9 protein-coding genes are annotated in these 11881 nt (G+C 35.8%); 5 read left to right on the forward strand and 4 right to left on the reverse strand.

Features of this window, described 5'->3' with window-relative positions:
- Nucleotides 1-20: 20 nt before the first annotated feature.
- The 4 genes from DQM95_RS06550 to DQM95_RS06565 form a co-directional block, all read right to left on the reverse strand.
- Nucleotides 21-1310 carry a polysaccharide deacetylase family protein gene (locus tag DQM95_RS06550; RefSeq protein WP_037591830.1) on the reverse strand — a complete coding sequence of 430 codons (1290 nt, stop codon included), beginning with the start codon at nucleotides 1308-1310 and terminating at the stop codon, nucleotides 21-23.
- 145 nt (nucleotides 1311-1455) lie between these two features.
- Nucleotides 1456-2883: an NADP-dependent glyceraldehyde-3-phosphate dehydrogenase gene (locus DQM95_RS06555; protein ID WP_037591829.1), complete on the reverse strand. Its 1428-nt coding sequence runs from the start codon at nucleotides 2881-2883 to the stop codon at nucleotides 1456-1458.
- A gap of 154 nt (nucleotides 2884-3037) precedes the next feature.
- Entirely contained in the window at nucleotides 3038-4771 is a 1734-nt protein-coding gene (ptsP, locus tag DQM95_RS06560) for a phosphoenolpyruvate--protein phosphotransferase (protein WP_012658699.1), read from the reverse strand.
- 4 nt (nucleotides 4772-4775) lie between these two features.
- On the reverse strand, nucleotides 4776-5039 hold the full coding sequence (locus DQM95_RS06565) for a phosphocarrier protein HPr (RefSeq protein ID WP_012515399.1): 264 nt from the start codon (nucleotides 5037-5039) through the stop codon (nucleotides 4776-4778).
- A gap of 484 nt (nucleotides 5040-5523) precedes the next feature.
- Here DQM95_RS06565 and nrdH point away from each other — a divergent pair, with 484 nt between their 5' ends.
- From nrdH to DQM95_RS06590, 5 genes are all read left to right on the forward strand, one after another.
- Nucleotides 5524-5742 carry a glutaredoxin-like protein NrdH gene (nrdH, locus tag DQM95_RS06570; protein ID WP_012658700.1) on the forward strand — a complete coding sequence of 73 codons (219 nt, stop codon included), beginning with the start codon at nucleotides 5524-5526 and terminating at the stop codon, nucleotides 5740-5742.
- 19 nt (nucleotides 5743-5761) lie between these two features.
- Nucleotides 5762-7921: a class 1b ribonucleoside-diphosphate reductase subunit alpha gene (gene nrdE, locus DQM95_RS06575; RefSeq protein WP_037591826.1), complete on the forward strand. Its 2160-nt coding sequence runs from the start codon at nucleotides 5762-5764 to the stop codon at nucleotides 7919-7921.
- A gap of 567 nt (nucleotides 7922-8488) precedes the next feature.
- Entirely contained in the window at nucleotides 8489-9448 is a 960-nt protein-coding gene (nrdF, locus tag DQM95_RS06580; protein WP_012658702.1) for a class 1b ribonucleoside-diphosphate reductase subunit beta, read from the forward strand.
- A 123-nt stretch (nucleotides 9449-9571) separates the two neighbouring features.
- Complete coding sequence (locus DQM95_RS06585; RefSeq protein ID WP_037591824.1) at nucleotides 9572-10564, forward strand: hypothetical protein; 993 nt, start codon at nucleotides 9572-9574, stop codon at nucleotides 10562-10564.
- A 61-nt stretch (nucleotides 10565-10625) separates the two neighbouring features.
- Entirely contained in the window at nucleotides 10626-11879 is a 1254-nt protein-coding gene (locus DQM95_RS06590; RefSeq protein WP_037591823.1) for a chloride channel protein, read from the forward strand.
- Nucleotides 11880-11881 lie beyond the last annotated feature (2 nt).

Raw genomic sequence — 11881 nt, forward strand, 5'->3', positions numbered from 1 at the left:
TTCACTGATTCTTTTTTACTTTATTGGATGTTTTGGCTTGCCATTAATTGACTAACCGTCACAAAATGATAACCTTGATTGACAAGGTAGTCTAAAACGGTAGGGAGGGCATTAACTGAGGTTTGATGAATATCATGCATCAAAATGATTCCATTAGGTCGCAATTGATTTTTTATATTTGTCATGATAGCAGCAGTATTATGGTTTTCCCAATCTTTCGTGTCGACAGTCCAAAGCAATTGAGACATGCCCACAGCTTGTTTGACTCTTTCATCCGTAGCTCCATATGGAGGTCTAAAATAAATCGGTTTTTTGCCACAAGCTTTTTCAATTAAGCTATTTGTCGTCTCTATTTGTGATACGATTTGCTCATGACTTAATTTTGTGAAATTAGAATGATCAAAGGAATGATTACCAACTTCATTACCCTCATCTGCAATGCGTTTCACCAAAGACTCATTACCACTTATCTTACCACCAAGCATGAAAAAGGTTGCCTTGGCATGATATTTTTTTAGCATATCTAAAACTTGAGGAGTCGTTCTCGGATCAGGCCCATCATCAAAGGTTAAAGCGACTTGCTTTTGACCTTCTAATTGTTTTTTCTTTTGAGCCATATAATGATCATAATCGTTTTTTAAAGTTTCTGATAAATAAGTTGCATTTATAATGTCATAAAGTTTCTGATAGGGTAAATGAATTTTTTGATTAATAATGAGTTCCTGGTCAGCAAACGCTAAACCATCAGTTAGGATTCCTTTTAATTCTGTCCGCTTTTGACTTTCAATATGATCTGTTGAAAAACTTGAATCGACTTCTTTGATCATTGCCTTAAGAACATTCAAATCACCACTAATGACATCACCTAAATTTAAGGGACTATAATCCTCTTTTACATGATAATGACTTATAATCTTATCGGATTTCTTTTTGAGAGAAAATATCCCTTCTTGATAAACGACTTTATGAATACTTACCTTTTTTATACCTCTTAATGGAGTGTTAGTCAAATAAGGTTTAATGATAATTAATTCTTTTTGATCATTCTCGTTTTGGTACAATGACATTGGTAAATTATTTTGATAAAAGTCACTATTTTTTTTTAGTGGTGAAAAGTAAAAATAGGTTTTTTTACCTTTTTTTATTTCCTTTAGGGATTTATAGTCACTACTCTCCTTAGTAACCTTTCTTTCTACTTTGAGAATCTGTTTAATGGCATTATTTTTCACAACTTTTGAATAAACAAATAATGAGACCGATAAGATAAAAATACTTAACAGTGTACCTACAATAACGTAAAACTTCTTCATTACTTCTCCTTTTGCAATAATATTATTTTAACATAATAAAAAAAGAAGTAATATAGTATAATTGTGGCAATTTAGATGCTTTTTTATTAGAGTTCTATCTGTTTTTAAAAAATTAAAAAATAGGTTCTAAAGAACCTATTTTTAATTAAGCAATGTCAAAAACAATTGATTTTAAGTTAGTCATTGCATCAATAGAATATTTGACCCCTTGAACACCTGCTCCTGATTTCTTAGCTCCAAGGAATGGGAAGTTATCAGTTCCACGTTGGGTTTTATTATTAATATGGACAGTTCCAACTTCTAATTTTTCAGCAATAGCAAATGCTTGTGGGAAATTGTTAGTAAAGACAGAAGCTTGAAGTCCATACTCTGAAGCATTTGAAATATCAATAGCTTCTTCCAAAGAATTCACACGAATAAATGGTAATACAGGACCAAATGGTTCTTCCCAAGCTAGGCGCATATCCGTAGTAACATGGTCGAAGACAACAGGTGAAATTAAGTTACCTTCACGTTTGATCTCGGTTAAGGCTTTTGCACCTTTTTCATTAGCATCAGTAATTAATCCTTCGACAAAATCTGCCGCTTTTGTGTCAATTAAAGGTGTGATATCAGCGTTGTCTTCTGGCATACCTACACTTAGGTTTTTAACCAAGTCACAAACATGTTTTTCAAGCTCATCTGCAACACTATCCATAACTAAGACACGTTTAACAGCTGTACAGCGTTGTCCAGAATAACCGAAAGCACCTGCTACGATGTTTTTGGCAGCTAAAGCTAAATCAGCATCTTCTAAAACAATGGCAGAATCTTTACCACCTAGTTCTAGCATGATTGGACGCATTCCAGCTAATTGACCAATTCTTTCACCAACTGGTGTTGAACCCGTGAAATTAATAAAGTTTACAGCTTCATGCTCAACAATGTAATCACCAATAACAGAACCGCGACCAGTAATGGTATTGAAAACTCCAGCAGGTACGCCTGCCTCAGCAAAGACTTCAGCTAATAGCAATCCTGAAATAGAGCCTTGTGTTGGTGGTTTAAGGGCTACTACGTTCCCAGCAATCAGTGCAGGTGCAATTTTTGATCCAGCTAAATTGATTGGATAATTAAATGGTGAAATAGCAAGGACAAGACCAACTGGTTCATGACGAACAATGGCAATTTTCTTCTTACTTGATGCTTCAAAACTGCCTCCTTCAAGAACTTCACCTTCCATGCGGATTCCTTCTTCTGCAGCGTAATTAATAATTTCAGCTGTACGAACAACTTCACTAACTGCTGCTTTATGACCCTTTGCAACTTCTTTTGAAAGAATAGCACCGATTTTTTCCGCATCACGAACTAAAATATCTGCTGCTTTATGAAGGATAGCTGCACGTTCAACATATGAAAGCTCACGCCAAGCTTGAAAAGCATTTTTTGCAGATTGGTAAACATAGTCAACTTCTTCAGTAGACATAGCTGGTACGCTACCTAGTTCTTCTCCTGTTGCTGGTGCATAGATTTTAATTTCATTTTCTGAAAGTTTCCATTCACCATTAACAAGATTTTTATATTGTTTAGTCAAATTGTTATCTCCTTTTATGATAATAAGTCTATTTTATCACTTTTTCGATTTATTTCAAACATATAATACGATAATTGTCTGAAAATTGAAATAATTTCATACCTCAAAAAATTTGATACATAAAAAGAAGTTGGATTTCCAACTTCTTTCATGATTAGTTTTCAGGTAAGTATTCTTTAGATAATGCTAAAACTTCTTCTGCTGTAGAACATTCTGTTATAGCACGTTGTGCATACTCACGCATTTTAGCTGTGTCTAATGTTTTCATCAAGCTACGCGTACGTAAAACTGATGTAGCTGACATTGAAAATTCATCCAATCCCATTCCCACAAGTAATGGAACTGCTTGTTGATCTCCAGCCATCTCACCACACATACCAGCCCATTTACCTTCAGCGTGTGCTGATTTGATAACGTTGTTAATTAAACGTAAGATTGATGGGTTATATGGTTGGTAAAGGTATGAAACTTGTTCATTCATACGGTCAGCAGCCATTGTATATTGAATCAAATCGTTAGTTCCAATTGAGAAGAAGTCAACTTCTTTAGCGAATTGGTCAGCTAACATAGCTGCTGCAGGAATTTCAATCATAATACCAACTTGAATATCGTCAGCAACAGCCACTCCTTCTGCAACAAGTTTAGCTTTTTCTTCATCAAAGACAGCTTTAGCAGCACGGAATTCTTTAACAAGAGCAACCATTGGGAACATGATGCGTAGTTTACCGTGAACTGAAGCACGAAGAAGGGCACGAATTTGTGTGCGGAACATAGCATCTCCAGTTTCAGAGATTGAAATACGAAGAGCACGGAAACCAAGGAATGGATTCATTTCTTTTGGAAGGTCAAAATATGGTAATTCTTTATCTCCTCCAATGTCCATCGTACGAACAACAACTGGTTTGCCATTCATACCTTCCAATACAGCTTTGTAAGCTTCATATTGTTCATCTTCAGTTGGGAAGTCTTGAGAATCCATGTAAAGGAACTCTGTTCGATATAGTCCAACAGCTTCAGCGCCATTATCATTAACACCTTCAACATCTTTTGGAGTACCAATGTTTGCGGCAAGTTCAAAGTGTTTTCCATCAGCTGTTACAGTTTCAGCATCTTTTAATAATGCCCATTCTGCTTTTTGTTTAGCATAAGCTGAACCAGCTTCTTTGAAGGCAAGAATTTGTTCTTCTGAAGGGTTAATAATAACTTCTCCAGTGATACCGTTAACGGCAACAATATCTCCGTCATTAACACGTTTTGTAATATCATTTGTTCCTAATACTGCTGCAATTTCAAGCGTACGAGCCATGATAGCGGAGTGACTTGTACGACCTCCAATATTAGTAACAAATGCTTTTACAAACTGTTTATTTAATTGAGCTGTATCAGAAGGTGTTAAATCATGAGCTATAACGATAGACTCTTCATCAATAGTAGCAGGATTTGGAAGTTTTACACCTAATAAGTGAGCTAAGACACGTTTTGCAACGTCACGAATATCGGCCGCACGTTCTTGCATATAAGGATTATCTTCCATACCTTCAAAGATAGTGATAAACATATCAGTCACTTCTTTGAGTCCAGTTTCTGCATTTGTTTGTTTTGCACGAATAGTCTCTTTGATTTGACTAATCATTTCTGGGTCAGCAAGTACCATTAAATGAGCGTCAAATACAGAAGCTGCTTCTTCGCCTAAGCTCTCTACTGCTTTCTCACGGATAACAGAAAGCTCGTCTTGTGAAGCTTGTAATGCTACATCAAGGCGAGCTTCTTCTGCGTTTGTATCTTCGACTGTGATAGTCTCAAATGACAAATCCGGTTGAACCAATAGATATGCTTTAGCAACGGCAACACCATCAGAGGCTGCAATTCCTTTAAGCATTTCTGTCATAGTCTTATGCCAATCCTTCTTTTGTCATTGTTTCTTCGATTGCTGCGATAGCATCATCAGCGTCAGCACCTTCAGCTGTGATTGTCACGTCAGCACCTTGACCAACACCAAGGCTCATAACACCCATGATAGATTTAAGGTTTACTGCTTTTCCTTTGTAGTCTAATGTAATGTCTGATGCAAATTTGCTTGCAGTTTGAACAAGTAAAGTCGCTGGACGAGCGTGAATCCCTGTTTCTGCAACAATGTGAAAATCTTTTGAAGCCATATTATGGTTCTCCTTTTAATAGTTGTGTATTTTTGAGCCACCACATGGTAACCCTTACAATAACAGATTATAGCATAATGCTATTTTATTTTCAAGATTAAATGTTCTCACAAGAAAAATATTTGAAATGTTTTCTTAAAATTTTCATTTAATATTTGACAATATAAATGACTTACAAAAGCTTATTTTCATCTTTTATTGTGTTAGGAAATTTTTCCCAAAATTTTTTGACTTTCCAAAACTTCTATTTTCTTTAGCTTATGTTTTGTTATTTTAATGAAATGGTCTTGAAAAGCGAGAAAACTTTTCTGCAAGAAATATCAATTCAGCATCAAAGGCCGATACAATCGCATCCACACAATATATAGTGATGCAAAAACCGATTGACCCCAAAATATTGTGTTTTTTTGGGATAAAAATCTTGCATTTTACCTTCAAATTTAATATGCTATTAGAGTATTGAAATTTTAAAAGGAGAAATAAGATGATAACTGTCTATTCTAAAAATAATTGTATGCAATGTAAAATGACTAAGAAATTCCTAGAACAAAACGGGGCTGACTTTCAAGAGATTAATATCGATGAACATCCTGAAAAAATTGACTATGTGAAAAGCCTTGGTTTTACATCCGCACCAGTTATTGAAAGTGATAATCTTGTTTTTTCTGGATTTCAACCGGCTAAATTAAAAGAAATAATCTAAAGAGTAAGGAACTGTTAATATGAGTCTAAAAGATATTGGCGATATTTCGTATTTTCGCCTAAACAATGAGATTAACCGACCTGTTAATGGAAAAATCCCATTAAACAAAGATAAAGAAGCATTAGATGCCTTTTTTAAAGAAAATGTTATTCCAAATACTAAAGCATTCCCTTCTGTTACAGAGAAAATTAACTTCCTCTTAGAACATGATTATATTGAAAGTGAGTTTATCAAAAAATACACTTTTGACTTTATTGAAGAATTAGCAGCTCTTATTAAAGAAGAAAAATTCCAATTTAAATCTTTCATGGCGGCTTACAAATTCTATCAACAATATGCTCTCAAAACAAATGATGGAGAATATTACTTAGAAAGTCTTGAAGATCGTGTTATGTTCAATGCTCTCTATTTTGCTGATGGAAATGAAGACTTGGCCAAGGATTTGGCTATTGAAATGATTAACCAACGTTATCAACCAGCTACTCCTTCTTTCTTAAATGCAGGTCGTAGCCGCCGTGGAGAATTAGTATCATGTTTCTTAATTCAAGTTACTGATGACATGAATTCAATTGGTCGTTCAATCAATTCTGCCCTACAATTATCTCGTATCGGTGGTGGCGTTGGAATCACATTATCAAACCTTCGGGAGGCTGGAGCTCCAATTAAGGGCTATGCCGGCGCCGCATCAGGTGTTGTACCTGTCATGAAACTTTTTGAAGATAGTTTCTCCTATTCTAATCAGTTAGGCCAACGTCAAGGGGCTGGTGTTGTTTATCTCAATATTTTCCATCCAGATATCATTGCTTTTCTTTCAACAAAGAAAGAAAATGCTGATGAAAAAGTCCGTGTCAAAACCTTATCATTGGGACTTACTGTTCCAGATAAATTCTATGAATTAGCTCGTCAAAATGAAGATATGTATCTTTTTAGTCCATATGACGTAGAACGTGAATACGGAGTGGCTTTCAACTATATTGACATCACAGAGAAGTATGACGAACTAGTAGCCAACCCTAAGATTACCAAGACTAAAATTCGTGCTCGTGATTTGGAAACAGAGATTTCTAAACTTCAACAAGAATCTGGCTATCCTTATATTATCAATATCGATACTGCCAACAAAGCAAATCCTATCGATGGAAAAATCATTATGAGCAACCTTTGCTCTGAAATTCTTCAGGTGCAAAAACCAAGTATCATAAATGATGCTCAAGAATTTATTGAAATGGGAACAGATATTTCATGTAACTTGGGCTCTACCAACATCCTAAACATGATGACCTCACCAGATTTTGGCCGTTCCATTAAAGCGATGACACGCGCACTTACATTTGTTACGGATTCTTCTCAAATTGAAGCTGTGCCCACAGTCAAAAATGGAAATCAACAAGCGCATACCTTTGGGCTTGGGGCTATGGGTCTTCATTCCTTCTTAGCAAAAAACCACATTGAATATGGTAGTCCTGAATCGGTAGAATTCACTGATATCTACTTCATGCTAATGAATTATTGGACCCTAGTGGAATCCAATAACATCGCTCGTGAACGTCAAACGACTTTCGTTGGTTTTGAAAAATCAAAATATGCTGACGGAAGCTACTTCGACAAATATGTGACCGGTCAATTTGTTCCCAAATCAGACCTTGTTAAAGAGCTTTTTAAAGACCATTTTATTCCTCAGGCATCGGACTGGGAAGCCCTTCGACAAGCTGTTCAAAAAGATGGTCTCTACCATCAAAACCGTTTAGCTGTAGCACCAAATGGTTCTATCTCATACATCAATGACTGCTCTGCTTCTATTCACCCAATCACTCAAAGAATTGAAGAACGCCAAGAGAAGAAAATTGGTAAAATTTACTATCCAGCCAATGGTTTATCAACGGATACAATTCCTTATTACACATCTGCCTATGATATGGATATGCGTAAGGTTATTGATGTTTACGCCGCAGCAACTCAACACGTTGACCAAGGCTTATCATTGACTTTATTCCTTCGAAGTGAACTTCCAAAAGAACTTTATGAATGGAAAACAGAAAGTAAGCAAACAACTCGTGACCTTTCTATTCTTCGCAACTATGCCTTCAATAAAGGCATTAAATCAATCTATTATGTCCGTACCTTTACAGATGACGGCGAAGAAGTTGGCTCTAACCAGTGTGAATCATGTGTTATTTAATTGGTTAAGAAGTAATGATGCTAAAGCATCTATTACTTCTACGGCAGTCGCTATTTGGCGATCTGCCTAAACCACTTACTAACTTCGTAAATGAAGTATTATCGACTTCATTTACTCCGTGTCGTAATGGCGTCTTTGAAATATTGTCGTTAATGCAGCTATTACTTATACGGCTGGCGCTGTTTGCGATCTGCTTATACCAATTACTAACTTCGTAAATGAAGTATTATCGACCTCATTTACTCCGTGTCGTAATGGCGTCTTTGAAATATTGTCGTTAATGCAGCTATTACTTATACGGCTGGCGCTGTTTGCGATCTGCCTAAACCACTTACTAACTTCGTAAACGAAGTATTATCGACTTCATTTACTCCGTGTCGTAATGGCGTCTTTGAAATATAGTTGCTAATGCAGCTATTACTTCTACGGCAGTCACTGTTTGGTGATCTGCTTATACCAATTACGGACTTAGAAGAACGTTGCGGAAATACTTTCTATTTTTTCCGCGCTTTCTTATTATGATTACCACCGGTTATATCATCACCCTCTTTTAGGAGATTTTAAAGAATGACAACATATTATGAAGCAATAAACTGGAATGAAATTGAAGACGTTATTGATAAATCAACTTGGGAAAAGTTGACTGAACAATTCTGGCTTGATACGCGCATTCCTTTATCCAACGATTTAGATGACTGGCGCAAGCTTTCAGCACAAGAAAAAGATTTAGTTGGTAAAGTTTTTGGTGGTCTTACCTTATTAGATACCATGCAATCTGAAACAGGGGTTGAAGCTATTCGAGCGGATGTCAGAACACCTCATGAAGAAGCGGTATTAAATAATATTCAATTTATGGAATCCGTCCACGCTAAATCTTATTCTTCCATTTTTTCAACCTTAAATACCAAAAAAGAAATTGAAGAGATTTTTGAATGGACTAACAATAATGAATTTTTGCAAAAGAAAGCAAAAATCATTAATGATATTTATGCTAATGGGGATGCCCTACAAAAAAAGGTTGCATCAACCTATCTAGAAACTTTCTTATTTTATTCAGGATTCTTTACTCCACTTTACTATTTAGGTAATAATAAACTGGCAAACGTTGCAGAAATTATTAAATTGATTATCCGTGACGAATCTGTTCATGGTACCTACATTGGTTATAAATTCCAATTAGGTTTCAATGAGTTGTCAGAAGACAAACAAGAATCATTTCGTGAATGGATGTATGATCTTCTTTACCAACTTTATGAAAATGAAGAAGAATACACGAAAACACTTTATGATCCAGTTGGTTGGACTGAGGAAGTAATGACATTCCTCCGTTATAATGCCAACAAGGCCTTGATGAATTTGGGACAAGATCCACTCTTTCCAGATACGGCAAACGATGTAAATCCTATCGTGATGAATGGTATCTCAACAGGTACTTCTAATCATGACTTCTTTAGTCAAGTTGGTAATGGTTACCTTCTTGGTTCAGTAGAAGCCATGACTGACGAAGATTATAATTATGGCCTCTAAGTTACTTTCCTCATCCAATTAATGAAATCAACCAACTAATAGAAAGCCAAGTCAAGTGAGACTTGGCTTTTATATTGCAAAAAAATTTGATTAGCTTATAATAAAGGAAAAGAGGAACATAAAATGACTGATTTAAAAACAATTGAACGAAAGTATAGTAATCTTTTCCAAAAAGATCCTTATGCGAAAAACAAACTCTTGTACCATGATTTCATCCTCCAATATCCAGATTCAGAGATGTCTATTGCTAGGTTTTACCAAACCATAGCACAGGATGATTCATTTTTTGACGACTACCCAGAAAATGAGATTTCACTAGCCTTACTTAATGACTTGTTAACTTTAAGCCGAAAAAACACGCTTGTTTTGCAAGGCGCAGATCGCCTTATTTTGGATGCGAAAAACATGATTGCAAGGGAAAAAAATGAACCTATTATGGTTTTCAATGTTGATGAAGGGCTCATCATTTTGTCACTGTCAACTTTTTTCCTATTATTCATCGTTATGACCTACATTAATCAACCACTTATCATTCTTTTCTGGTTTTTAATCATTGCGAGCTCACTTTTTTTCTATTTCCATTACGTTAAAACACTAAAACAAACAAATGGGAAAAATCATACAATTAACAACCTTGTTATCGAAAGACAAGAGGAGATTGTTGCAGTTGCCGATATGGATAAACTCTTTTTTCAAAATGCTCTGAAAAACCATCCCTACTATAGTCTTCTTACATCATGCCAATGGGAATATTTAGAAGCACTACAAACCATTTTATTTAATGGTGAAGCCTCAACGATTAAAGAAGCTAGAAACTTACTCGATCAGCGCATACGCGATGCTGAAATGCTTAGCATTATGGCAGAGCAGCAAAAGGATTTGAATCAGCTAAAACGAAATCAAGAACGTCAGGCCAAAATAATGCAACAGCAAGTCAAAAAACAAGAAAAACTATATAAAGATTTGGTCAAAGAAAAAGAAAAACTATATAAAGATTTGGTCAAAGAAAAAGAAACAAGAGAAGAAATGGACCGTCATTTACGCAACCGCCAACGTTATTTACGAATGCGACAAATACATGATTATTATCGAAATCGCGATAAAGATAAAGCTTAAAAAGCAGTCAAGCAAAAAGCTGACTGCTTTCTTTCTATCTAGGTTTTGATATAATAGAAATATGACAAAATCAATCGATTCTCACTTAAAATGGCTAGGCCTACTTTTCTTGACCGGAATTACTGCTGGTTTAGTAGCTAGTGTCCTTACTATTTTAATTCATCTTATTCAAGCTATCAGTTTTGGCTATAATGAGGGTTCTTTCAGCCTTCAAATCGCACATGTTTCCCCTATTAGACGATTTTTCTCTGTCATTTTATCAGGACTTGTTGCTGCTTTTGGATGGTATAGCTTACAAAAATACGGTAAGCCATTTAAAAGCATCTCAGCTATCGTCAAAAAACAAGAAACTGTTCACCCATTATCTAATTTCATCCACGGGATGTTACAACTCATTACAGTTTCTATGGGATCACCACTAGGACGAGAAGGCGCATCCCGTGAGGTAGCCGTTGCACTCACAGCTACTTGGCTTCCCCTATTCCATTTAAGCAAAAACGAAATCAGTTTGATTCTTGCTTGTGCTTCAGGTGCTGCATTGGGTGCTGTCTATAACGCTCCATTAGCAACCGTTGCTTTTATTATAGAAAGTATTCTTTTAAAATGGCAGAAAGATTATATCATCGCTGCCATCCTCAGCTCCTTTATTGCAGTTTGGACTGTCCGTTTATTATCCGGAAATGAGATTCAGTATCAACTTGCCAAATTAGCTTGGACTCCAGGACTTTTTCTATGGGCTATTTTTGCCGGTATCGTCATTTCATTTGTGACATTTGCTTATAAAGCATTGCTCAATCATCTACCAAAACGAGATCTTACGAGTCAAAAATTCCTAGTTTTGACATTAATAGCTTTTACTTTAGTTGCTTTCATGAGTCTTTTTTTCCCCGAAATTTTAGGAAATGGCAAAGCTGGTCTTCTTTATTATCTCCACCATAAATTTGATTTTTCTTATAGTCTCCTTCTCCTCATTGCAAAAGCTATCGCGGTTCTGATAACCTTCTACGCTGGCCTATACGGAGGTAAAATTGCACCATCCATGATGATGGGCGGAGCATTGGGGCTACTGTTAGGTCAAGCTTGGAATTTCCTCCTTCCACTGCAACTTTCAATCCCATATGCTATTATTATTGGAGCTACTCTCTTTCTAGCCATCATCAATAGTATTCCAATCGCTGCTACACTTTTCTTAGTAGAAATTACCGGACAACCCATTCTTAATGCTCTTCCAATAGCACTTGCAGTTGGAACATCGCTTTTATTTCAACGACTAATGCAAAAACTTACAAAGCGTCAAAATAAAGTATTCCATTAACA

The organism is Streptococcus uberis (genome assembly GCF_900475595.1).
GTDB lineage: Bacteria > Bacillota > Bacilli > Lactobacillales > Streptococcaceae > Streptococcus > Streptococcus uberis.

Excerpts from the sequence above, each read along its gene's own strand:
- DQM95_RS06550 (WP_037591830.1), bottom strand. The coding sequence starts at position 1,310 with ATGAAGAAGTTTTACGTTATTGTAGGTACACTGTTAAGTATTTTTATC.
- ptsP (WP_012658699.1), bottom strand. The coding sequence starts at position 4,771 with ATGACAGAAATGCTTAAAGGAATTGCAGCCTCTGATGGTGTTGCCGTT.
- DQM95_RS06565 (WP_012515399.1), bottom strand. The coding sequence starts at position 5,039 with ATGGCTTCAAAAGATTTTCACATTGTTGCAGAAACAGGGATTCACGCT.
- nrdH (WP_012658700.1), top strand. The coding sequence starts at position 5,524 with ATGATAACTGTCTATTCTAAAAATAATTGTATGCAATGTAAAATGACT.
- nrdE (WP_037591826.1), top strand. The coding sequence starts at position 5,762 with ATGAGTCTAAAAGATATTGGCGATATTTCGTATTTTCGCCTAAACAAT.
- nrdF (WP_012658702.1), top strand. The coding sequence starts at position 8,489 with ATGACAACATATTATGAAGCAATAAACTGGAATGAAATTGAAGACGTT.
- DQM95_RS06585 (WP_037591824.1), top strand. The coding sequence starts at position 9,572 with ATGACTGATTTAAAAACAATTGAACGAAAGTATAGTAATCTTTTCCAA.
- DQM95_RS06590 (WP_037591823.1), top strand. The coding sequence starts at position 10,626 with ATGACAAAATCAATCGATTCTCACTTAAAATGGCTAGGCCTACTTTTC.